Annotated in this window: 16 protein-coding genes; 7 read left to right on the forward strand and 9 right to left on the reverse strand. The window is 64.9% G+C overall.

Going from position 1 to position 24,580, the window contains the following annotated elements:
• Positions 1-18: 18 nt before the first annotated feature.
• Entirely contained in the window at positions 19-1,365 is a 1,347-nt protein-coding gene (locus BT108_RS03245; RefSeq protein ID WP_072293111.1) for a hypothetical protein, read from the forward strand.
• A gap of 39 nt (positions 1,366-1,404) precedes the next feature.
• On the opposite strand, the gene BT108_RS03250 is transcribed toward BT108_RS03245, so the two are convergent.
• The 3 genes from BT108_RS03250 to BT108_RS03260 all read right to left on the reverse strand — a co-directional run bounded on the left by BT108_RS03250 (position 1,405) and on the right by BT108_RS03260 (position 3,174).
• Complete coding sequence (locus BT108_RS03250; RefSeq protein WP_072293112.1) at positions 1,405-1,731, reverse strand: DUF1840 domain-containing protein; 327 nt, start codon at positions 1,729-1,731, stop codon at positions 1,405-1,407.
• A 2-nt stretch (positions 1,732-1,733) separates the two neighbouring features.
• Positions 1,734-2,780 (reverse strand): SGNH/GDSL hydrolase family protein, encoded by a 1,047-nt coding sequence (locus BT108_RS03255; RefSeq protein WP_177257241.1) that lies wholly within the window; start codon positions 2,778-2,780, stop codon positions 1,734-1,736.
• A gap of 76 nt (positions 2,781-2,856) precedes the next feature.
• Complete coding sequence (locus BT108_RS03260; RefSeq protein WP_072293114.1) at positions 2,857-3,174, reverse strand: ElaB/YgaM/YqjD family protein; 318 nt, start codon at positions 3,172-3,174, stop codon at positions 2,857-2,859.
• A 348-nt stretch (positions 3,175-3,522) separates the two neighbouring features.
• Between BT108_RS03260 and BT108_RS03265 the strand changes: the two genes are divergently transcribed.
• The gene (locus BT108_RS03265; RefSeq protein ID WP_083566142.1) at positions 3,523-4,152 is read left to right on the forward strand and encodes a cyclic nucleotide-binding domain-containing protein; all 630 of its coding nucleotides are present in this window, start codon (positions 3,523-3,525) and stop codon (positions 4,150-4,152) included.
• On the opposite strand, the gene BT108_RS03270 is transcribed toward BT108_RS03265, so the two are convergent.
• A complete protein-coding gene (locus BT108_RS03270; protein ID WP_072293115.1) occupies positions 4,132-12,789 on the reverse strand; it encodes a GH36-type glycosyl hydrolase domain-containing protein in 8,658 nt (2,885 codons plus the stop codon). The genes BT108_RS03265 and BT108_RS03270 overlap by 21 nt on opposite strands.
• 323 nt (positions 12,790-13,112) lie before the next feature.
• Here BT108_RS03270 and BT108_RS03275 point away from each other — a divergent pair, with 323 nt between their 5' ends.
• From BT108_RS03275 to BT108_RS03290, 4 genes are all read left to right on the forward strand, one after another.
• On the forward strand, positions 13,113-13,880 hold the full coding sequence (locus BT108_RS03275; RefSeq protein WP_072293116.1) for a Crp/Fnr family transcriptional regulator: 768 nt from the start codon (positions 13,113-13,115) through the stop codon (positions 13,878-13,880).
• 146 nt (positions 13,881-14,026) lie between these two features.
• Positions 14,027-16,051, forward strand: a complete 2,025-nt coding sequence (locus BT108_RS03280; protein WP_083566162.1) for an AsmA family protein — start codon at positions 14,027-14,029, stop codon at positions 16,049-16,051.
• A 26-nt stretch (positions 16,052-16,077) separates the two neighbouring features.
• Entirely contained in the window at positions 16,078-16,269 is a 192-nt protein-coding gene (locus tag BT108_RS03285) for a hypothetical protein (protein ID WP_072293159.1), read from the forward strand.
• 89 nt (positions 16,270-16,358) lie between these two features.
• Positions 16,359-16,598 (forward strand): hypothetical protein, encoded by a 240-nt coding sequence (locus BT108_RS03290; protein WP_072293118.1) that lies wholly within the window; start codon positions 16,359-16,361, stop codon positions 16,596-16,598.
• A gap of 33 nt (positions 16,599-16,631) precedes the next feature.
• Here BT108_RS03290 and BT108_RS03295 read toward each other — a convergent pair whose 3' ends face one another.
• The 5 genes from BT108_RS03295 to clpB form a co-directional block, all read right to left on the reverse strand.
• On the reverse strand, positions 16,632-17,414 hold the full coding sequence (locus tag BT108_RS03295; RefSeq protein WP_072293119.1) for an FkbM family methyltransferase: 783 nt from the start codon (positions 17,412-17,414) through the stop codon (positions 16,632-16,634).
• Between the two features lie 171 nt (positions 17,415-17,585).
• Positions 17,586-18,560 carry a glycosyltransferase family 2 protein gene (locus BT108_RS03300; protein WP_255369590.1) on the reverse strand — a complete coding sequence of 325 codons (975 nt, stop codon included), beginning with the start codon at positions 18,558-18,560 and terminating at the stop codon, positions 17,586-17,588.
• A gap of 72 nt (positions 18,561-18,632) precedes the next feature.
• Complete coding sequence (gene bamC, locus BT108_RS03305; protein ID WP_369816912.1) at positions 18,633-19,784, reverse strand: outer membrane protein assembly factor BamC; 1,152 nt, start codon at positions 19,782-19,784, stop codon at positions 18,633-18,635.
• Between the two features lie 17 nt (positions 19,785-19,801).
• A complete protein-coding gene (dapA, locus tag BT108_RS03310; RefSeq protein ID WP_072293162.1) occupies positions 19,802-20,680 on the reverse strand; it encodes a 4-hydroxy-tetrahydrodipicolinate synthase in 879 nt (292 codons plus the stop codon).
• A 148-nt stretch (positions 20,681-20,828) separates the two neighbouring features.
• Positions 20,829-23,417, reverse strand: coding sequence for an ATP-dependent chaperone ClpB (clpB, locus tag BT108_RS03315; RefSeq protein WP_072293120.1), 2,589 nt, complete (start codon positions 23,415-23,417; stop codon positions 20,829-20,831).
• 135 nt (positions 23,418-23,552) lie between these two features.
• Here clpB and nadC point away from each other — a divergent pair, with 135 nt between their 5' ends.
• On the forward strand, positions 23,553-24,416 hold the full coding sequence (gene nadC / locus BT108_RS03320) for a carboxylating nicotinate-nucleotide diphosphorylase (RefSeq protein ID WP_083566144.1): 864 nt from the start codon (positions 23,553-23,555) through the stop codon (positions 24,414-24,416).
• The last annotated feature ends 164 nt before the right edge of the window (positions 24,417-24,580 follow it).

The following is a 24,580-nucleotide window of genomic DNA, read 5'->3' on the forward strand; positions in this document are numbered from 1 at the left end:
TTGCACGCCGGCGCACCGATGACGACAGGCCCGGGCGCCGCCTTTCCTGCGACAATTTGCCGCATTCCCCTGGCGGTGTTTCCTCCCTACACTGCCCCGTATACCACCTACACCCACCGTGCCATGGCGTATGCCCGCAGTATCACCGCCCTCCTGCTCCTGGCCTGGCTGACCGCCCTGGCCTGCCGCTCGGCTGCCGCACCCGCGGGCGATGTACGCACGCTGGAAAATCCTGCCGGCCCCGGTGCGCGACTCCCCCGCCTCGCGAAGCTCCCTGATGGCGGATTGCTCATGAGCTGGGTGGAGCCGGCGGACAATGGGCATGTGCTCAAGTACGCCTTGTTGCAAAATGGAAGCTGGGTGCGTCAGGGCAATGTCGCCCGCGGTGCGGACTGGTTCATCAACTGGAGCGATTTTCCCTCGGTCGCCGCCGTCGACGCATCGTTCTGGGTGGCGCACTGGCTGGTCCGGCGCAAGGACGGCCGCGCCTACGACTATGACATCGCCGTCTCCGTCTCCCGGGATGCAGGCGCCACCTGGAGCGCGCCCGCATCGCCGCACCGGGATGGCCTGGCGGCCGAGCACGGCTTCGCCGTCGTCTTTCCGGTTCAAAACGACGCCGGGATCCTGTGGCTGGACGGACGCGAACGCGCCGCTGGTGGACAGGCGGGAAAATCCGGCAGGTTCGCCCTGCGCTACACCCGCATCCACCGCGACGGCCGGATGGGCCCGGAGCAGGTGATCGACGGCAATACCTGCAGCTGCTGCTGGCCCGCCGTGGCGGTGACGCCAGCCGGGCCGGTAGCCGCGTGGCGCAGCCGTACCGACCGCGAGATCCGCGACCACGCGACGGCACGCCTGCAGCAAGGCCGCTGGACGCGGCCTGTTCCGCTGCATCGTGAGGAATGGGAGATCGCCGGCTGTCCGGTCAATGGCCCGGCATTGGCAGCACGCGGGCTGCGGGTCGCGGCAGCCTGGTATACCGCGGCGAATGACCGGCCGCGCATCCGGACTGCATTCTCGCTGGACGGAGGACAGAATTTCGGCCAGCCCGTCGAGGTGGACGCGAACCATCCCTCCGGACGAATCGGCATTGCATGGATGGACGACCGCTCCGCGGTCGTCTCCTGGATCACGACAGCGCCGGTTACGGGAAAGGACGCCCTGGCGTTGCGCCCGCTGCAGGCGGATGGATCGATGGGAACGGTGCGCTACCTGGCGCTGATGGAAGATGGACGCGACAATGGCGTGCCGCAGCTTGCGGCCCACGAGGATGGGCTCGTCATGGCCTGGGCAATTCCGGGCCGCGGGATCGAGACGCTGCTGATCCCCGCCGATCCTGCCGGGCCATTCGCCCGCCGCTGACTGCCGCGCGGCGCGGCGGATACGCAGGAATCCTCCTGCCTATTTCCACATCACGTCGCGCTGCTTCCGCGCGGCTTCAGCGAGCAAGTCGATCAGCGGCAGGGCGCGGTGCACGATGGAGACGGGCTGCACCTCCTCGGTTTCCTTTCCCCCGCCACCGGCTCCAGCCGTTGACGCCTGGCCTGCATCCCCGGAGGGTTCCTTCTCGAGCGCACCCTGCAGGCGCGCCAGCGCTGCCGGGACGTCCGCGGCGAGAATCGCCCCCGGCACCACGCCGCTGTGTCCCATCATCCTCAGCAGCCGCTGCGCGACATCGCCGAACATGATGATGTTGGCATGAGTGTCACTGCTGAACGTCACCAGCACGGTTAGGCGCCATCCAATGCCGATGCCAGACGTATCGCGCGCCGACTCCTGCTGCTCACGCTCCCCAGAAGCAGGAGGCCCGTGACGAACATGATGGCGGCTTCCGGCTCCGGCACCGCGCTGGCGAAGGCGGCGGCGAGTATGGCATGGCCCCGGGTCGTGGGATGGAAACCATCCCAGAACAGGAAACTATCCGGATCGGCGCAGGGACCCGACGTCAGACAGGGATTGCTCACATCCGCAAAGCCGAACTGGGCGGGATCCGCGATGACGCTGTTCAGCAGCGCGTAGGTATCGAACTGGATGATGCTGGCATCCGGGAACTGCGTTTCCAGGCCATTCAACTGGATGTCCAGCTCGTTGTTGAATGCGAGGGAGAACGCCTGAGCCTGCATCCTTTGTTCATCCGTGAGAACGCTGACATACGGGGTCTTGCTCAGATCCACAAGGTTCGGAATGAAGAAGCGGCGTGCACCCGCATCCGCCAGCTCGCTTGCGTAACCCGCGATGTTGCGGGCGGCTTCGACCGGAGAACTGCCGGTCAGGTAGTCGTTCGATCCGCCCCAGAGGAAGAACAGCGCCTCAGGATCGGCCTGTCCACCCGTGCTGCCGATGTCATCCTTGTACTTGTCGACCTCCCCCCTCATGCCCGGCAGCGGAAATATGCCGGGAACGGGAATGGGAAGCTTGTCCCCTCTTTCGGTGGCGGAACCTCCATCACCATAGTTGCCGATTCCCGAGGTGGCGCCCGCGACCGCGTAGCTGAGATAAGCCGGAGGAGCCGCATTCCCTGGAAACAGGGAATCCGCCAGGTATTCCGCCGCAACCGGCCCATTCGAAATGCGTCCATCATAATAGAGGCCGGCGCCGCAGCGATGTGCCGGATCACAGTTGTTCGCAAGGATCTTGTACAGGCTCATGACGGCGGAAGGATGCTCTCCCGCGTCCGACAGGCTGTCTCCGAATACGTACAGGTGACTGAAGGGCGTCGCGCCGGCGCTTCCCGCCGCCAGCAGCATGATGCCCAGTATCCAGATTGATGACTTCATGTTCATGCTCGATCTCCAGGTCAGATTGGGGCGGGAGTACGTCAGCGGGACGACTCCGATCCGCTGCGACGTACGATCAGTCGCGACTCCTCAGCAGCAGGCCGATCAGCACGCCCACGCCGATGGCCAGGCCGACCGTCTGCCAGGCATTCTCGTGCACGTATTCATCCGCTGCCCGTGCCGCGGTCCTGGACTTGTCGATGATGGAATCCTCGAAATCCTGCAGATATTCCTTGGCGTGCGTCAGGTTTCGCTCGATCTTCTCACGCAGCGCTTGCGCCTTGCTTTCGCTCTCGCCGCTCACGGATCTCATCAGCTCTTCCGTATCAGAGATCACCGAATGAAAATCCTCGATCAGTCTTTCCTTGCTTTCTCTGGCAGTAAATTTCCCCATCACGTCCTCCCCATAAAAAAACAGTATAGCATCCCGCCGCAACCCGGGGCCGAGCCCGCTTTTTCCAGGGCGCTCGCGTGCCCCCCGCCCACACCAAGGCCCTCTGCTTCTTTCCTTCCGTTTCCCTCACACATGGTGCCACGGCACCGGAGATCGTTGCCGGCATTGGATGCCCGGCCTTTTGCATCATCATCGGTCCGCCATGAGCGGTCTGTCCGACACCGCACATACGATACCCGAATTCCGGGATAGCCTTCAATCTGTCCCGCATACGAACCACGTCGCAATCCGGAGGAACGAAGGCGGGCGGCACACGGCCCTCAACCCTACATGCCCGGATGGAAAAAAATGCCCGATCTCTCCGAAACCGTCGCAGAAAAGCCAATCATTGTCCAGATGGACAGGGATATGCTCACGCCGCACCCGAGTGCGCCACCGGGGAATTCGTTTCTCGCGGACCTTCCCACAGATGTCTACGCGCGCCTGTCACCCTCTCTGACACCCATTTCATTGCCGCAAGGAGGAATCCTCTACGAGCAGGGCGGCAGCGTCGGCCCTGCCTATTTCCCCACGAGCGGCACGATATCATTGCTTGCCGACGTCGGCGCGTCGGCTCCGGAGGCGATCACCTGCATCGGCCCGGAAGGCCTGTTCTGCGCATCCCTGCTCATGGGCGGCCGCATCCCCATCCTCCGCGCACAGGTGCAGTCCGGAGGATACGGCTACAGCCTGGAGGCCGCCACGCTGCAGCGGGAATTCGAATCGGGCAGCCTGCTGCGCTACCATCTGCAGCGCTATACGCGGAAACTGGCCGCAGCTCTCCTGCATGGTGCGGGCCACCCCGTGCATCCTGTCCCTCGTCCCCTGCCCGCTCATCTCGACGCATCTGCATCACGGATACCGCATGCGGCGGGCCGCGCAACCCCCCGGGACGCCAGCGAGCATCCCGCTCTGCGTCTACCCCAACGGGCTGCCTGACTTCGATATCCGCCACCTCGCCTCGTGCGCGCGGCGGTCATCCGTCAGGAAGATCGACGATTCACCGGTAGGTGCTCCATCGACGACGAGTTCCTCGGACTCCCCTTCCGCCTGCAGCACCATGATGCGGTAGACGGTCTCCCCGTAGCGGTAGTTGATCGTGAACGATTCCCAGGTCGGGGGCAGGCAGGGCCTGAAGTATAGCCTGTCGCCCTCCCGCACCAGGCCCAGCAGCGTCTCCAGCAAGAAGCGGTAGAGCCAGCCGGCGGAGCCGGTGTACCAGGACCAGCCGCCCCGTCCGGTATGCGGTGAAACGGCATAGACGTCGGCCGAGACGACGTAGGGCTCGGTCTTGTAGACGGCCACCTGCTCCGCGGTGCGCGCGTGGTTCACCGGGTTGATCATGTCCAGCAGCTCCCAGGCCCGCGCGGCGTCTCCCAGGCGGGCAAAGGCCATCGCCGTCCAGATCGCGGCATGCGTGTACTGGCCGCCGTTCTCGCGCACTCCGGGCACGTAGCCCTTGATGTAGCCCGGATTGAGCGCCGACCGGTCGAAGGGGGGATCGAGCAGCTGGATGATCCCCGTTTCGCGCCGCACCAGATGCCGGTCCACCGCTTCCATCGCCTGGCGCGGATGCTCTCCGGCGCCAGCGCCGGAGAGCACCGCCCAGCTCTGCGTGATCGAATCGATGCGGCACTCGGGGTTGACGGACGAGCCCAGGGGAGAACCGTCGTCGAAGAATGCACGCAGGTACCACCCGCCATCCCATCCATGTCGCTCGACGTTGTCGCGCAGCCGCTCCGCCTCGGCGGTACAGCGCTCGGCGAAGGCGGCGTCGCCCTGCCGCACCGCGATGCTGGAGAATCCGACGAGCACCGCGTGCAGGAAAAAGGCCAGCCAGACACTCTCCCCCCGGCCCTGGAGCCCGACCAGGTTCATGCCGTCGTTCCAGTCCCCGCTTCCCATCAGCGGCAGGCCGTGCTCGCCGAACCGCAGCCCGTTCTGGATGGCACGTGCGCAGTGCTGGTACAGGCTCGCGGCCTGTTCCGAGCGCACCGGCAGATCGTAGTACGACTCCTCTCCCGGCTCGAGCCGCCTGCCCTCCAGAAAGGGAACGGGTTCCTCCAGCACGCCGTGGTCGCCGGTCACCGCGACGTAACGGCACACCGCCAGAGGCAGCCAGAGGTAGTCGTCCGAGCAGCGTGTGCGCACGCCGCGTCCCCCCGGCGGGTGCCACCAGTGCTGCACGTCGCCGTCGATGAACTGACGCGCCGCGCACCGGAGCAGATGCTCGCGCACCAGCACAGGCTCCGCATGCACCAGCGCCATGACATCCTGCAACTGGTCCCGAAAGCCGAAGGCGCCGCCGGACTGGTAGTAGCCGCTGCGCCCCCACACGCGGCAGGCGAGCACCTGGTACGGCAGCCAGCCGTTCATCATGACGTTGACTGCAGGATCGGGCGTTTCCACGTAGGCGGTACCGAGCGTGCGCCCCCAGTAGCGATGGACGCTGTCCAGCACTTCGTAGGCGGCTGGAAGGCCCCGGAAACGCTGCGCCAGGCGGAGGACGTCGTCCATGTCCACTCCCACACCCAGCCGGAAGCCGATCTCGCGCGATTGGCCGTCTAGCAGTTCGAACGTCACGCGGATGGCGCCGCAGGGATCGAGCCCCGACCCGACCCGGCCCGACAGCGGCTCCATGGATCGCATCGCCGCCGGATTGGCGAGACTGCCGTTGCGCCCGACGAATTCGGTCCGGTCGCCGGTCAGGCTCCGCCCCCTGTCGTCCACGTCGAAGAAGGCGACCCGTCCCGAAAATTCGTTGCTGTACGGATTGCGGGCGAGGAGGGTGCCGAGCGCCGCGTCGATGTCGGTGGCCACGTGCATCCGGCACTTCTCCGGCAGGTCGCCCAGTACCCACTCGACGCAACCGGTCGCGGACAGTCGGCGCAGGCGACCGGACTGATTGCGCACCTTGAGTACCACGAACTTCACCGGCGCATCCAGTGCCACGTACACCCACAGTTCCGAAGCGATCCCATGCTCGGCGTGTTCGAAGACGCTGTAACCGAAGCCGTGCCGCGAGACGTAAGGCGTCGCGCCGCGCCGGGGCAGAGGCGCGGGCGACCAGAATTGACCGCTGTCCTCGTCACGCAGGTAGTACGCCTCTCCTCCTGCATCGCATACCGGATCGTTGTGCCAAGGCGTCAGCCGGAACTCGTGGGCATTCTCGCTCCAGGTATAGCCCTGGCCGCTCTCCGAGACCACGCAGCCGAATCCCGGGTTCGCCAGGATGTTCGACCAGGGCAGCGGCGTGGCGCGCTCCCGGCTGGTGGTGATGATGTACTCCCGCCCGTCGGCGGTGAATCCGCCGTAGCCGTTGTCGAAGATCAGCCCGCGATCGGGAAGCGCCGAGCCCGGTGCAGCGTCCGCGGCACGCTCCGCCTGCCAGGTGGGGGCCGGCACGGGTATCTCTCCGGGGATGCGCCGGGCGATCTGCTCCGACAGGCTGCCCTTGCCGTCGGAGATGATCACGCGGGCCACCGCCTGCAGCAGGATGCGATCCTCGACGGCGATCTGCTCGGCGCGGCGGATGAAGATGCCACCGGGATGGTCCAGCACGTGGGCCTCGACGCTGCCGGCAACCAGGCCCATGATATGGTCGTGCAGCAGCTGGCGATAGCTTGAATGATCCTCGTTCCATATGACCAGATCCACGACCAGACCCTTCAGGCGCCAATAGGCGTGTGCCTGCACCAATTGCCGCACCAGCTCGACGCTGCCGGCGTCGTTGATCTGGAGCAGAAGGATCGGCAGGTCCCCGGAGATGGCGTATCCCCACAATCCCGACTGGTTGCGCTGATTCCGGGCAAGGATGCCCGCCTCGGCGCGCAGCCAGGCGTTGGCATACAGCAGCGACCCGGCCAGGCGTCCGTACAGCTGCGCGTCGGTCTCGGTCGCATTGAGCTGGCGCAGCACCACCAGGCTGTGCGTCCAGGCGAGATCGAAGACGCGATCGGACAGCCGCGGATCCTGGTACTTGTCCACCAGGTTCATCACGGCATGGCGCGAATCGCCCGCCCCGGTGACGATATCGAAAGTGGCGGACTCTCCCGGCCTGATGCTGACCCGCTGGCGGATGGCGACGATCGGATCCAGCACCGAGCCGGCACTCCCCGAAAGCAGTTCCGTATGTGCCAGTGCCGCCGGATGGGAAAGACTGCGCCCGCGCCCGATGAAGGCCATCCGATCCGTCTCGTACGACATGGCCTCGCTCGCGGCGCCGTGGAGCACCATGAGATGGAACATCCAGGGCACCGGATCGCCCTCGGAGCGGGCACGGCGGCTGCACAGGATCGCCCCCCGCTCCGGCAGTATCTCCGTCTGCACGAACAGGTTGCCGAACGCCGGAGCCTGGGCATCGGCCGCCGACGGAGACAGCACCACTTCGGCATAGGTGGTCACCTCGATGGTGCGGTGCGACCAGGCCCGGTTGGTGATGCGGACCCGGCGCAGTTCGATGTCGTCCTCGGGGGACACGGCGATCTCGGTATGGGTGTCGAAGTCGAGGTCGCGGCGGCGGAATTCGACCCTGCCCTCGGAAAAGAGCACGCTGTAGCGCTTGGCCTCCTTGCGCACGGGCTGGTGCGTATTCGACCAGAACTCACCGCTCGCCACGTCGCGCAGATAGCAAAAGCTGCCCCAGTTGTCGCAGGTGCTGTCCTCGCGCCAGCGGGTGACCGCGAGATGGTTCCAGCGGCTGCTGCCGCCGCCGCTGTTGGTGAGCATGACGTGGTAGCGGCCGTTGGAAAGAAGCTGCACCTCGGGTATGGGCGTGTGCGCGCTCGCCAGCATGCGCATGGGCATGTCCGGCAGCTCCCGCTTCATTCGGCTGTCCGGCGGTTCCACCACCTGGGGCGGCAGGGCCGCCACCTTGGGAACCTTCTCCTGCAGCAGCAGCATGGTCGCCTGGAACAGCGGCTCCGACTGAAAGCGGCGCTGCATGGGCCGATCCAGGAGGACGTAGGCGAGGGACAGCAGGCTCATGCCCTGGTGGTGCGCCATGAACGAGCGCACTGCGGCGCGCGTCTCGCCCGGACGCAGACGCGCGGGCGTATAGTCGACGGCCTCGTAGAAGCCGAAGGTCGCGAGAATACCCTCGGAGGCGAGCCGCTGCAGGTTGCGGCACGCTGCCTGGGGTGCAACCATCAGGCCCAGCATGCAGGCATAGGGAGCGACGACCAGATCTTCGCCCAGGCCGCGCTTGATGCCCAGGCCGGGCACCCCGAAGGCGCGATACTGATAGTTGAACTGCGCGTCCACGGCGTTGTAGCCCGACTCGGAAATCCCCCAGGGCACGCCCCGCTCCTCGCCGTATGCGATCTGGCGGTCGACCACCGCCCGGTAGGTCCGATCCAGCAGGGTGTTGCCGAACGTCGGCATCACCAGCAGCGGCATCAGGTACTCGAACATCGATCCGCTCCATGACAGCAGCGCGGACTCGCCTTCGACCGTCGTCAGCCCCCGGCCCAGGGCAAACCAGCTTTCCTGGGCCAGCTCTCCCTGCGCGATCGCGACGAAATTGCACAGCCTGGCCTCCGAGGCGAGCAGGTCGTAGTAGCTCGCATCCAGGCGGCGCTCGCCCACGTTGTAGCCGATGGCAAGCTGGCGCTGTGCGGCATTGAACAGGAAGCCGTATTCCATGCGCGACATGTCCCCCGCCAGGGACGCGAGCTGCTCCAGCGTTTCCAGCAGCAGGCGCGCGTGCTCGCTTCCCTGCGCGGCGAGTTGCCTCAACGAGGGGAGCACCGGGGCAGGCGCGCCGTCCCCGCCGACATCCGATTCGGCGGGCACCGGCTCCAGCTGGGTGAACTCCGCCAGCAGATCCTCGCATTGCCTGCTCAGCGCTTCCGCCCAGATGCGGCTCTCGCCGGCATCGGCGGAGGGCTCGGCGTCCGCCGGCCTCCCGGTCGGGGATTCGTTCACGAGCACCCGGGCGCACACAGCCAGACGGTCGAATTCGATCTTCATGCCGGCAAGGTCGCGGGAATTTGCCGCATCGGCGTCCATCAGCGCCTGCTTGAACCGGGTCATCGGTCCGGGCGGCACGCCGGGGATGTTCTCCAGGATCTGGAGCGTATCCGCGAGGCCGGCGAATACCCGACGATCGATGACGGGAGCATCCGCCGCCTCCAGCAGCCCCGCACGCAGCACCAGCAGGTGTGCCGCAAGATTGCCGCTGTCCACCGTGGAGATGTAGCGCGTCAGTGGCGTACGGGTGCGGGTATCGTACCAGTTGTAGAAATGGCCCGCGTAGCGCTCCAGCGCCTCCATCGACTGGAGCGTGGCCGCCGTCCTCTGTATCAGCTTGCCCGTTCCGATGTAGCCGAAGTCGTGGGCGGCCAGGTTGGCAAGCAAGGCCAGGCCGATGTTGGTGGGCGAGGTCCGGTGCGCGACCATTCCCACAGGGTGCTCCTGGAAGTTGTCCGGAGGCAGCCAATGGTCTTCCGGGCCGACGAAGGTCTCGAAGAACAGCCACGTTCTGCGCCCCGTCTGTCGCAGGAAGCGAAGCTGCGCGGGCGCCAGTTCCGCACCGGGGCGGGGGAAGGGACGGCTCACCCACCAGGCCAGGGCGGGAGCGCCTGCCCACAGCAGGAAGGCAGGCACCGCGGCGCTCCAGGCGAAGGGCTCCGCCACCGCCATCATCCCCGCTATCGCGGCAGCGACAGTGGCCGGCGCTACCCACATCTTCCGGTAGGCGGCTCCCAGACCCGTTGCGCGCCCATCTTCCTCCCTTTCCGCCTGGAACGGGCTCCATTCCAGCAGGCGCCGACGTGTTACCAGCAACCGTACGTGCGCGCGCGCGATCGCATCCATGCTGAACCAGGCCTCATGGGGCAGGCAGGCGAAATTGAACGCCGCCTGCGCGGCTTGGCGGCCGGCCGTGCGCAGGAGGGCTGCCGCATGCTGGCGCCAGGGCATGTCCGAAGGCTTGCGGAACAGATCGGACCCCACTGCGATCCCGCCGGGGATGATGAACACGGCCGCGACCGCCAGCGTCGTCCACGGCCATGCCTCGGGCAGCAACATCCAGCCCAGCAGCAGGAGCAGCAGCAGGGCGGCCGGCACCAGGCTGCGCCGCAGATTGTCGAACAGCTTCCACCGAGACAATGCCGAGAGCGGATTCGGGTGGTAGCGGCCATCCTTTCCCGGCACCCACCACAACAGCCAGGTCGCGAGCTGCCAGTCTCCCCTGATCCATCGATGCCGACGGCTCACGTCGGCATCGTAGCGCGCGGGAAACTCCTCGTACAGCACGGTATCGCTGAGCAGACCCGACCGGACGTGACAGCCTTCCAGCAGGTCGTGGCTCAGTATGCGGTTCTCCGGCAGACGGTCGCATAGCGCCCGCTCGAACGCATCGACGTCGTAGATGCCCTTGCCCACGAACGAACCTTCGCGGAACACGTCCTGATAGACGTCCGACACCATGCGCGTATATGGATCGATGCCGGCCTCGCCGCCGAACAGCCAGGCATAGCGGGAGCGGCTGATGCTCGACAGGCTGATCGCGACCCGCGGCTGCAGTATCCCGTAGCCCTGGCGCACGCATGGACGGTCTCCCGGCGCGCCCGCGCCGTCCGGCCGCGCCCGGTTCAACGGGTGCGCCATCGAGCCGATGAACTGGTGTGCCGCCTCGCGCGGCAGTTGGGTATCGGTATCCAGGGTGATGACGTACTTCACCGCCAGCAACGGAGCGGGGTCACCCACGATCAGGGAAAAGGCCCCATCCCCGGCATCGCGCAGGAAGGCATTGAGATCGGCGAGCTTGCCGCGCTTGCGCTCATAGCCCATCCAGATCCGCTCTCGCGGATTCCATCGTCGTGCCCGATGGAACAGGAAGAACGGTCCTGCGCCTTCCAGCACGGCGGCATGTCCGTATTTCTCGTTCAGGCCGGCGATGCCTTCGCGCGCCTGCGCCAGCAAGGTCTCGTCTCCGGGCAGCGTCTCCTGCGCCGCATCGTGGAAATCGGTCAACAGGGCGAAGAACAGATTGTCGTCGCGGTTTGCCAGGAATCTGACTTCGAGCGCCTCCACCAAGGCTGCGACGTCTGAACGCGGCGCCAGCATGGTGGGCACCACCACCAGCGTGCGGCACTCCGGCGGAATGCCGTCCGAAAAATCCATGCGCGGCAGCGGCCGGGGTGCCGCCAGCCACTGGGCGACGCGATTCACCAGCGCCACGGCCAGCTGGCTCGCAGCCAGCAGCGACGCCAGTCCCGTCACTGCCGCCAGCCATTCTCCGGCGCCGCCGGCGCGCACTCCGAACTGCAAGATGCCTGCCATACCGACCGTCATCAGGACGATCGCCCCGATATACAGGAGGAAGGCATGGTTGCGGCATGTACGCTGCAATCTCACAGACAGCGGCAAGCGTATCCCCGCCCCGCGCTCAAGATCGAGCTCTCCCTCCCCGACCAGGTAGAATCCGACGTGGGCACGGCGCTCGCACTCGATTTTTTCCATGCTCTCCCGGGCCAGCCTCAACGCATGGCGCGCCACCTCCACCTCTGCTACGCCCCCCATCTTGGCCAGGCGCTCCACGGCATGGCGGTACTGATCGCGCGTGGGAAAGTCCATGCGGCCATAGACCCCGCCGGGGTCCTGCCGCAGCGTCTGCTCGACAACGCTGCTGGCCTCCACGAATTCGCGCCAATCGATGGCCCCCAGCACGCGCAGGCTGTTGATGCTGTTGGAAATCGAGACCTGGTCCGCGGCCTGCTGCTGGTTCCCCGCGTGCACCATCTTCTCGATGGTCTGACTGGATTCGGCCAGCCGTTGCTCGATCCAGTTGAGAGGCAGCGCCAGGGCCGGGCCCTGCCCCTGCAGCCGTCGTGCCAATTCGGAGACGAACGGCGTGGTCATCGGTGGATTCGATCGCGCCATGTCGGCGATCACCAGCACCAGACTCTTGGGATCCTGCTCCGCTACCCGCACGATCTCGTCGGCCCAGATATCCGCCAGATTCCTGTCTATCCTGCCAGCCGCCACGTGCGTGCCGACCCGGCGCAGATTCTCGATCAGCGCCAGGCGCAGCATGATCGGGATGGCCCACAATTCTCCCAACTGGAGGGTGGAGACCGACTGGTAAGCCGTCACGAAGCGCCGCAGGCTTTCCGTGTCCACCCTGCCGTCCCCGTGGGAGACCGCCTGCAGGGCGATGTCATAGACGCGCGGAAGATTCGTCAGAGGTCCCTGCGCAAGCAGGGGCAGCTCGCGGCTGTAGCCCCTGGGCAGGTGGCGCTTGGCGGTGCGTATCTGCTCCTCGATGAGGTAGAAATTGTCGAACAGCCACTCACCCGCCGGCGTCAGCGACTTGTCCGCAGTAACCGCCTCCGCGAGCACGCCGCAGATGTCGAACAGCGTTTCCCGATTTTCGTCCAGGCGCGCAAGCAGCTGGTCCGTGCCACGCACCGGCGACAACGCGTGGGAGGCAGCGAGTATGCTGCCGTAGAGTTCCATCTGCTCGGCGCTGAACAGCTCGGACCGCAGCGGCAATTCCTCGCCGGGCTGGACACTCTGCCTGCCCGCACGTCGAAGCCAGCGCCTGATGGGAAAGAAAAGCTTGGCAACCATCGTGTCTCGCTATCCTCGATCGGCTGGAGATGAAGAACGGAAGAGTCCCGCCCTGTCGATCCGCAGCAGGGCAGGAGCATACCCGCGCGGCCCGGCGCGGAGGCCGTTCGCGGTGGCAGATCGCCGCAGGCGACTGCCGGGGCCCATGGTAGAATGTGACTCATCCATGGTATGTGCGGTATCGCACAATCATGGAAGTCCGATAATCGAGGTGCTATGATGCTTCGCTGAAGTCAGGATAGCAGGGAACGGCGGTCGATACACCACGATTTCATGCTGTTGCGGCCTGGATGTGATTCGATTATCGGTTTCATCGCAAATGCATGCCCGGTTCATACGCACATCGGCTTGACCGGAACGAACTGCTCGCCGCTCTGCCCGCGACCGAATCCGAGCGTCTCGCCCTTCATCTGGAGTCCGTCGAGATGCCGTTGGGAGACATGCTCCACGAGCATGGGGGCCAGCCTCAGTACGTGTACTTTCCCGTTTCCTCCATCCTCTCCATGCACTACATCCTGGAGAACGGCGCTTCCTCGGAAATCGCGAGCATAGGCAACGAAGGCATGCTGGGGGTCTCGCTCCTCATGGGCAGCGGAACGCTGTCCAACTGGGCGACCGTCCAGACCGCGGGCCATGGCTACCGCATGCGCACGACGCTGATGCTGCGCGAATTCCATCGGGGAGGAACCCTCCAGCACGTATTGCTGCGATACATCCAGACGCTGATGACTCAGATATCGCAGACGGCTGTATGTAATCGTCATCATACGATCGAGCAGCAACTGTGCCGCTGGCTGCTGCTGATGCTGGATCGGCTCGGCGATGGGGACCTGACCATGACGCAGGAATTGATCGCCAGCATGCTGGGAGTGCGGCGCGAGGGCATCACCGAGGCTGCCGGCCGGTTGCAGCACGCAAACATGATACGTTACCGGAGGGGACACATCCAGGTGCTGGACCGAAAGGGACTGGAAAGGCACGTCTGCGAGTGCTACCACGTCATGCGCAAGGAGTTCGACCGGCTTTCGCGCGACATCCAGCGTCTGCGCGAGGCGCCCGCCCGTTCCCGCTTCACCCGGCATTCCTCCTGATCTTTTCCGTCTCCGCTCCGGCTGATGCGGAGCCACCGCCGCCCTGGCGGGAGTATGTGCGCTGACGTACCGAGTGGCGCACCAGGCGACACTACACTGTCAATAATGGTCCCGCGCTTCGCGTGGCCTTCCCTTCCATCTTCTTCATGCAAGCGCAATCCCGGAAAATTCTGACCGCTCTCGTGATGATCCTGGGAATCACGACAATGGCGGTCATTGCCACCTTCGACTGGAACATCCTGAAACCCTACATCGAGCGGCAGGTGGGAAGGAGCACGGGCCGCTCCTTCAGGATCGGGGGAAACCTGGAGGTCTCGCCCTCCCTCATCCCTCGCATCCAGGTCGAAGACCTGTCGTTCGGAAATGCCGAGTGGGGGATCGATCGCCCCATGCTGACCATCCGTCGGCTTTCCTTCCGCATCGACCTATGGAAGCTGCTGGGAGGGAGCATCGTCCTTCCGGAAGTATCGATCTCACGCCCGGACATTCTGCTGGAAAAAAGCCGTACGGGGGAACCCAACTGGATCTTCGGCGAAGAAAAGGAAACGAAGCCCCCCCAGATCGGGCGCCTTACGCTCGACCACGGCATGCTCGCCTTCCTCGATCCGGTCAGCGATACGGCGATCACGGCGCAGGTGTCACCGCACGCACCTTCGGCTGACGCCCGCGCCACCCCCATCCACGTGAAGGCGGAAGGCGTATTCAAGGGGCTGGAATTCCTGGCGGACGTGCAAGGCGGCGAGGTAGTCTCGATGAGTGATGCCGGCATGCCGTATCCGATCGCCGGCAACGTGCGGATTGGCAGCACCCATGCCCGGTTCGATGGCACGCTCACCGGGCTCCAGTCACTCTCTGCAGCAGATATCGATCTGACATTGGAAGGAAACGATCTTGCGGCCCTGTATCCCATCGTCGGGGTCGTGATCTTCCCCTCTCCTCCCTACCGGGTGGAAGGCAGGCTGGTGCATCACGGTACGGAATGGGCGCTGAAGGATTTCGCGGGACGGGTGGGCAACAGCGACCTCGCGGGCGATATGTCCTTCGAGACGGGCGGCCCCCGCCCCAGGCTTTCCGGAAATGTATCGTCCCGCATGCTCGACCTGCAGGATCTGAGCGGATTCGTGGGAGCACGACGAGGAGCCCAGCCCGAGGATGATCCGGCGGAGAAAAAGGCAAAGAAAGCCTCCCTGGAGGCCCAGCGCCACCGCGTGCTGCCGGACAAAACCTTCAGTGTGGAGCGCCTGCAGGCAATGGATGCGGATGTTCGATTCAGGGGCGAGTCCATCCGCAACAGAAATCTTCCGGTCGAGCGCCTGGCGTCCCACACTCGCGTCCAAGCGGGTGTCATGAAGCTCGATGCGGACTTCGGCGTGGCGGAAGGGCACATCGATGCACAGGTCGAGGTGGACAGCAATGCCAGCCCGCCCCGCGCCGAAGCCCGGGTCGAAGTCAGGAGACTGTCATTGCCCCGGCTGTTCCCGGAGAACGATCTGATCCGGGACAGCCGCGGGCTGATCGGAGGCAGAGCGCGACTGGCGAGTGCGGGAAGATCGGTAGGCGAGCTTCTGGGATCCGCCGACGGTCATTTCGGACTGATCATGTCCGGCGGCAGGATCAGCAACATGCTGCTCGAGATCGCAGGCCTGGATGGTGCCGAAATGCTGAAATTTCTCGTGATCGGTGACAGGAACGTCGAACTGCGCTGTGCCGTCGCCGACTTCGCCATCACCAAGGGCACGATGAAGAGCGAGGCCTTCGTCATCGATACCGCAGATACCAATATCCTGGGAGAAGGCGAGATCGATCTCGCGGAGGAAACGTTGAAGATGAAATTCTCTCCCGAACCGAAGGACGTCAGCATTTCGGCGCTGCGCACCCCGGTTCATCTGGCGGGCACCTTCAAGGAGCCGAAGGTCTATCCCGACAAGATGCTGGCGCTGCGTGCGGGCGCGGCAGTGCTGCTGGGCGTCTTCGCCACCCCGCTGGCCGCGCTCATCCCCCTGATCGAGACCGGGCCGGGCGAGGACCACGACTGCAAGTCGCTGACCGGTTCGATGAAGCAGTCTCCTCCCTCGAAAGAGAAGGGAGCGGCCAGGGCAGGGGAATCAACGTCCGCAGCGAGCCTTTCTCCGGGCGGCTCGATGGGACGGAATACAGGGCCCGGGAAATGAAAATTCATATTTGCCAGGAGGTCATCATGCCAAGAGGCGACAAGTCGTCCTATACGGACAAGCAGAAACGGCGCGTGGCGCACATCCAGGAAGGCTATGAAAAACGGGAAGGCGTCCCCAGAAAGGAGGCGGAACGCCGTGCCTGGGCCACGGAAAACAAGCTTTCCGGCGGCGGGAAAAAATCGGGATCCGGACGCCGATCGCACAAGCCGTCCTGAGCGGCGATGATTGTCGGACGACGATTCCGCGGGGAGACAGGACAGGCACCTGAGCCCGGCCCTCCACCCCTTGCCGGACGAGGGCGGAGATGATCGATCCATCCCTGCTGCAGTGGCCTGCGATGGTGGTCAACATCCTGGCGGTGTGGATGCTGACGTCCGCTTCCAAGGGAAGACGCCATGTCGGATTCTGGCTGTCGCTGTTCAGCAACCTGCTATGGGGTATCTGGGGCTGGCATGCACAGGCCTTCGCGGTACTGGGGCTGCAGTTCGCCCTGGCGGCCCTCAACCTGCGCGGCGTGCACAAGACCGAGAAGAACCCCACTTAGGCTGGGGCTCCGGCAAGTGCGGACGCGGTTGCCTCAGGCGGACTGCGGATCCCTTTCGAACACGAAGCAGGTCTCTCCCCAGTTGCGGGTCGAGGTGTGTGCCACCCGGAACCCGGCCTGCTCGAACAGCTTGATGGCTTCCTCTTCCTCCTCGGCTGTCCCCAGCTCGACGATCACCGAGCGCAGGCGGGGATTCCTGAGCGTGTTCTCTGCACCCTTGATGATGGGAATCTCGATACCGTCCACGTCGATCTTGATGTAATTGGGACAGGGCAACCCCCATTTCTCGCACAGATCGTCCAGGGTCGCCCCGAACATGCCCTGCACATGGCTGGCGGGGCGTTTCATCGCCACCAGATCCTCCTTGCCGAATTGCGAGCGGTTTCCCCCTGCGATGAACTTGGGAACGTACAGCCTGGAGAAACCGCTGACGCCCGAGAGCGCGGTACAGTAGGCGGTGATCTGCCCGTCGAGCCGGTTGAGCTGTATGTTCTTGTTGAGCAGGTAGTAATTGATGCATTGCGGCTCGAAGGCGTACACCTGGACCGTCCCGCCGAATTTCTTGGCGGCGTAAAGCGAATACTGGCCGATGTTCGCACCCAGGTCGAAGAAAACCGAGCCGGGTTCGAAGCCGTCTAGCCACTGCAACGTGTCCGGTTCCTTGATGGAATAGGTCCGGGCGCGCTGGAACGTGCGTATGTTGTCCACCGCAATGCGGATGGACTGTCCCCTGACACTCACGCGGGTGTAGCCGCCCCGCACGCTGTACGCCGCTGCAAGCAATCTCGACAGGGCATCCATGAAGAAGGAGGACATAGCGGGCGGTCGGCAGCGTACGGTCAGGAACGAGGCATCGAGGCGGCAGGGGTGATTCCGTCCGTCATGAATCCTCCCATGGAGCAAACTTGGTAAGTACGGCTATCCGGATGGAGTATAACGCAAAGCGTTCCGGTCGCCATGCACGAATCGGAATGGCCGGGATATTTTTCAGCGCAGCAGATCCTGCCGGAAGCTCCTGAATCCCCGGGCGTAGCGATGATAGTCCTTCGAGGCCAATATCCGCAGCGCACCGGGCAGACGGCGCCAGCGCGCGTCCGGCAGTACGGCCACCTTGCGCAGGAAGGCGAGCGTTCCCTCCAGGCGGCACAGGTTGTCACCGCTTTCCGGATAACGATCCTGGAATTCCCGCAGGCGCGCCAGGATTCTTTCATAGCGGAGCACCTGCGGACCGTGAACCATGGCGCACGTCTTGCCGCGGTTCATTCCGCGGCGCGGAAGGCCGATCTGATTGGCGTCATGCACGCGATAGGCGATCAGGGGTGTGGACAGCGCCGCCAGACGGGACACGCCACCCAGCAGCATGGCGATCCAGGCGTCGTGCACCCACACCTCGGGGATGGGAAGCAGGAGGTCCCGGTAGCGGGAACGAAACGCCAGGGTGGCGCCCGTCACGAGATAACGCCTGAGGAGAACGGAAAAGGCATCCCCCGCCTCGATCTGCATCCGTTCCGGCTGACGGAATCGCATCGCTTCCCACAGGCGCAGCGCCAGCGGATTCAGGTTCCGGTCCACCACATCGGCGTCGGTGAACACCAGCACCGTTCCGGGATCGTCCATGAAGCGTCGCTCGATGAGGGCGGCCTTGGACGGATACCAGACGTCATCCTGGTCGCACAGGAAGATGGCATCGCCCGCGCACGCCCGGATGGCACGCTCGAAGTTGCGCGTCGAACCGAGGCGTTCGGCATTCACCAGCAGCCTGACCGGGAAGGGCGCGTGACGGATGAAATCCGCCACGATGTCCCGGGTCGAATCGGCCGAGGCATCGTCGCTGACCACCAGTTCGTCGGGCAGCCGGGTCTGGCGGGCGATGCTGTCCAGCTGCTCTGCGAGGTAACGCTCACCGTTGTAGGTTGCAAGCGCAACGGACAGCGTCATCGGCATGTTCATCTCATCCGACATCCATCCCTTCCGCCTTCCCGCGCCGCACCGGCGTGGCAGCCGCATGCGCCGGAGGCCCCGGGCAGGTCCGGGTCACTTCAGCTGTTCATGCAGCAGGCTCAGTATCCTGCGCCCGATACTGGACTCTTCCGGCTCGCCGTCCTTGTCGAGCACTCGCACCTCGCTGACTGCTCCCGCCTCGCCGATCTGAATCCGATACTGATCCGGATGCTCGACGTTGTCGTCCCGCCAGAAAAAGAGCTTCGACAGCACGCCACCCTTTGCGGTGCGGTTGTCCACATCGGGATTGATGTAGCGCACGAAGTAAACGCCATGGGAGCGGTCGCGATCCTCGACCGTGAAACCGATGCGATCGAGCGCCAGTCCGACGCGGCGCCAGGATCGGTCGAACGCCTCGTTCAGGACGAGTATTCCGCCCCTGTCGTGGTCGATGCGCGCACGCTCCTGAAGAGTCCCGGGACCCGCCAGTATCGTGCGGGCACGCTCCTCCTCGACGCCGAAGCGCACCATCAGACGCGCCAGCATCTCGGCCTCCAGTTCCGGATCGGGCTTGCGGGGCTGCCAGACCGTGCGCACATTGCCTTCCATCACTTCCTCCATGCCGCGATGGCTGATGTAGACCTCAGTGGAGTCCCCCTCCCCGCGCTCCAGCCGGGTACGGAACTTGTCCCGCTCGGCGGTCGAATACAGGCTGTCCAGGATGGTGGAAAGCGCGGTACGGATGAGGTCATCCGGAATCTTGGCGCGATTCTCCGCCCAGTCGGTCTCCATCACGCCGGCTTCCGGCAACTCCACCTTGATGATGAACCCCAGCTCGTGCCAGAATTCCTTCACGATCGGCCACACCGCTTCCGGTTCCGCCTGGACGACCAGCCAGCGCTGCGTGCCGGCACGCTCCATGCGCACTGCAACCTCGTTCGCGGCCATGGGCAGGATGGAAGTGCCTCCTCCGTCGCCCTGCCGGTTGCGCTCCCTGTTGTAGACGGAAAAGACGGCGCTTCCCGACGGACTGACGTCGGGCACCATGTAACGGTCGTCGCTCCCCGGCGCGGTCAGATCCGGCGGGACCTCCAGGGGTGGAAGCTTGCCCGCCGACTTGTAGCTGATCTTCTTCCCCTCGGGAAGCAGGTGGCAGCCCGCCCCCGCCATCATCGCGAGACACAGCACGCCGGCTGCCAGCCGGCTGACACGCGACCCGAGGTTCCTAGGGACTAGGGATTGCATTCCATCCATTCATCCGTCTATGCCGCTATTCCAGCATGCCGCATCGCATTCCGGACGGTTTCGTGGTGACACTCCAGCAGCGGCGTCAGGGGCAGGCGCAGGCCCGGCTGCATCAATCCCGTCTGGGCGACCGCCCACTTCACGGGAATGGGATTGGCCTCGATGAACAGGTCACGATGCAGGGGCGACAGTTTCGCATTGACAGCCCGGGCAGCGGCATGATCTCCCGCAGACGCGGCGCTGCACATCTGGTGCATGAGTCCCGGCGCGATATTGGCGGTCACCGAGATCACGCCGTGCCCTCCCAGCAGCAGCAGCGCCAGCGCACTGGCGTCATCGCCGCTGTAAACGGCGAAGCCTTGCGGCGCCCGGCACAGCAGATCGAAGCCGCGGCCCATGTCTCCCGTGGCATCCTTGAGGCCGACGATGTTGGGAATCCCGGCAAGCCGCAGCACCGTCTCGTTGGCCAGGTCGGCCACCGTCCTGCTCGGCACATTGTAGAGAATCTGCGGCAGATCCACCGCCTCGGCCACTGCCCGGAAATGCCGGTACAGCCCTTCCTGAGTCGGTTTGTTGTAGTATGGCACCACGGACAAACTCGCATCCGCCCCTGCCTTTTTCGCATAGACCGACAGGTCGATGGCCTCGCGCGTGGAATTGGCGCCGGTGCCGGCGATCACCGGTATGCGCCCCGCCGCACGCTCGACCGCGGTACTGATGAGCAAGGCATGCTCGTCGAAGTCGACCGTCGGGGATTCGCCCGTGGTGCCGACCACCACGATGCCATCGGTACCTTCGCTCACGTGATGGTCGATCAGCGCCCGGAAGGCCTCCAGATCCAGCGTGCCGTCCTCCTGCATGGGAGTCACGATGGCGACTAGGCTGCCCTTGATCATGCTGCGCATGTGCTTGTCCGATAGAAAACCGATATTTTACCTGAATCTTGCAACACCCAAGCAGATTCGCCATACCGCCCCGGTCGCCGCTCCAGGAGGGGGTCTCCGATCGACCCGTTGCGCTGCCGGAAACATGGAGGGAACGGCTTCATGCTTTCGAAAAAGCCATGATCCCGTTCCGGCAGTCGACGCCGATGGTGTCGCCGGCGACGAAACGGCCTTCCAGGATCTCCTTCGCCAGCGGATTCTCGATGTGCGCCTGGATCGCGCGCTTCAGCGGACGGGCGCCGAATACCGGATCGAACCCGGCGTGCGTCAGTTCCGCCAGGGCCTCGTCCGCCACCCGGAGACTCATCTGCAGCTGCGCCAGCCGCGCCTCCAGATGGCGCAGCTGGATGCGCGCAATGGACTGGATGTGCTTTTCGTCCAGCGCATGGAACACCACCACCTCGTCGATGCGGTTGATGAACTCGGGCCGGAAGTAGGCCTTGACCTCCCCCATCACCGCCAGCTTGATGACCTGGTAGTCATCGCCCGACATCTGCTGGATCATCTGCGAACCGAGGTTGGAAGTCATGACCACCACCGTGTTCTTGAAATCCACGGTGCGTCCCTGTCCATCCGTCATGCGCCCGTCGTCCAGCACCTGCAGCAGCACGTTGAAGACGTCGGGGTGGGCCTTCTCGACCTCGTCCAGCAGGATGACCGAGTAGGGCTTCCTGCGCACGATCTCGGTCAGGTAGCCACCCTCGTCGTAGCCGACGTAGCCGGGCGGTGCGCCGATCAGCCGTGCAACCGAGTGTTTCTCCATGAATTCGGACATGTCGATGCGCACCAGGTGGTCCTCGGCGTCGAACAGGAAGCCCGCCAGCGCCTTGCACAGCTCCGTCTTGCCGACGCCGGTCGGCCCCAGAAACAGGAAGGAACCGTAGGGCCGGTTGGGATCGGCCAGCCCCGCGCGCGAACGTCGGATGGCATCCGACACCAGGCGCACCGCCTCGTCCTGTCCGACCACGCGCTCATGCAGCCGCGCCTCCATGTGCAGCAGCTTCTCGCGCTCCCCCTGCATCATCTTGGAGACGGGAATGCCGGTGGCGCGGGACACCACCTCCGCGATCTCCTCCGTTCCCACCTTCGTGCGCAGCAGGCGGGGCCTGTGCTCTCCCTCCTCCTGCTCCTGCCTGCCGAGCTGCGCGTGCAGTTGGGCCTCCAGTTGCGGCAGCCGCCCGTACTGCAGCTCGGAGACCTTCTGCCAGTCGCCCCTGCGGGTCGCGGCATCGATTTCCAGCCTGATCTTCTCCATTTCCTCCTTGACGTGCTGGGTACCCTGCACCTGCGACTTCTCCGCCTTCCAGATCTCTTCCAGATCGGCGTATTCGCGTTCCAGCTTTGCGATCTCCTCCTCCAGCAGGCCCAGGCGCTTGCGCGACGCCTCATCCTTTTCCTTCCGGATCGCCTCGCGCTCGATCTTGAGCTGGATGAGGCGCCGATCCAGCCTGTCCATGGCCTCCGGCTTGGAATCGATCTCCATGCGTATGCGCGCGGCCGCTTCGTCGATCAGGTCGATGGCCTTGTCGGGAAGGAAGCGGTCGGTGATGTAGCGATGGGACAACTCGGCCGCCGCAACGATCGCGGGGTCGGTGATGTCGACCCCATGATGCACTTCGTATCGCTCCTGCAGCCCCCGCAGGATGGCAATGGTGGCCTCGACGCTGGGCTCCTCCACCAGCACCTTCTGGAAACGCCGCTCCAGTGCCGCGTCCTTCTCGATGTACTGGCGGTATTCGTTCAGTGTGGTCGCGCCCACGCAGTGCAGTTCGCCGCGCGCCAGCGCCGGCTTGAGCATGTTGCCGGCGTCGATCGCGCCTTCCGCCCTGCCCGCTCCCACCATGGTGTGCAATTCGTCGATGAAGACGATGATGCCGCCCTCGCTTTGCGCGATCTCCTTCAGCACCGCCTTGAGGCGCTCCTCGAACTCGCCGCGGTACTTGGCCCCGGCCAGCAGCGCGGCCATGTCCAGCGACAACACCTGCTTGTTCTTGAGGGTCTCCGGCACCTCGCCATGGACGATGCGCTGCGCCAGTCCCTCGATGATGGCGGTCTTGCCCACGCCGGGCTCCCCGATCAGCACCGGATTGTTCTTGGTGCGCCGCTGCAGCACCTGGATGGTGCGGCGAATCTCGTCATCCCGTCCGATCACGGGATCGAGCTTGCCCCTGCGTGCCCGCTCGGTGAGATCGAGGGTATACTTCTTCAAGGCCTCGCGGCTGCCCTCGGCTTCCGCGCTGGCGACGCGCTCCCCGCCGCGCACGGCGTCGACGGCCTGCTCCAGCGCCGCACGGCTCGCGCCGTGCTGCCTCAGGAGGCTGCCCGTCTCCCCCTTGTCCTGGCACGCTCCCAGCAGGAACAATTCGGAAGCGATGAACTGGTCGCCGCGCTTCTGCGCTTCCTTGTCTGCCAGGTTCAAGAGGTTGCCAAGCTCGCGCGAGGTACCGATCTCGCCGCCGGTTCCTTCCACCCGCGGCAGGCGTTCCACGGCTTTCCTGAGTGCCTCCCGCAGGGGAGGGACATTGGCCCCAGCCCGCTGCAGCAGCGACACCGTGGCACCATCTTCCTGCTGCAGGAGCGCGAGCAGGAGGTGCTGGGGCTCGATATAGGCATGATCCTGACCCAGCGCGAGGCTTTGCGCGTCCGCGAGCGCCTGCTGGAACTTGGTGGTGAGCTTGTCGAATCGCATGGTATTTTCCTCGGGTGGGAGACGAATAACGGTTATATAGGGGGAACGGCGGCAAATTCAAGATGATGCGCCAAACCCGATGCGGCGTCTTCCGTTAGAATGCCACCCTGCATAGATGAACCCATCGGGATCGCCATGGATCTGAAAGCCGAGATCAAATGTAACGTCGAACGCGCACTCGCCGAGGATATCGGCCCGGGCGATCTCACGGCGCGGCTGATCCCCCCCGGGGAGACCGCCATTGCCAGCGTCATCAGCCGTGAGCATGCCACCCTCTGCGGCAGCGGCTGGTTCGACGCGTGCTTCCATCACCTGCGCCCGGACACCGGCGTGCACTGGCGGATACGGGACGGCATGGCCGTCCATCCGGAGCAGGAACTGTGCCGCATTTCCGGAAATGCGCGCACCCTGCTCACCGCAGAGCGCACCGCACTCAATTTCCTGCAACTGCTGTCGGGAGTGGCCACGCAAACCCGACGCTACGTGGATGCGGTCGCCGGAACCGGCGCGATCGTCGTCGATACCCGCAAAACGCTGCCGGGACTGCGGCTGGCGCAAAAACACGCGGTCGGCTGCGGGGGAGGAGTGAATCACCGCATGGGACTCCATGACGGTGTGCTCATCAAGGAAAACCACATCATCGCGGCGGGCGGGATAGCCGCGGCCCTGGCAGCGGCGCGGAATGCCGCGCCGCCGGAAGTCTTCATCCAGATCGAAGTGGAGACGCTGGAGGCTCTGCGCCAGGCGCTCGACGCCGACGCAGCCATGGTGCTCCTGGACAATTTCAGTCTGCAGGACCTGCGCCGGGCGGTACGCCTGAACGGCGAGCGGCCCGGAAGGCGGGCGATACTGGAGGCATCGGGCGGCATCACGCTGGAGAACATCCGCGCGGTGGCGCTGACCGGCGTGGACAGGATTTCGGTGGGCAGTCTCACCAAGGACGTGCGTGCGATCGACCTGTCGCTGCGTTTTTCCACCCATCCGCTCGAAAAAGGATGAGCATGCGAGGACATGCCCCTCTTCGATTCCTGGTTTATAATTCCGCATCTCCCGGGCACGGTATCCAGGATCGAGGTTGATATCGGAACGTCTCCCTGCTCTTCACCCAAAGGGAATACACCTGCGAAAGACTCCTGTGCACGGCTTGGGCATGCGCACCCCCC

This window comes from Nitrosovibrio sp. Nv17 (assembly GCF_900119085.1).
GTDB lineage: Bacteria > Pseudomonadota > Gammaproteobacteria > Burkholderiales > Nitrosomonadaceae > Nitrosospira.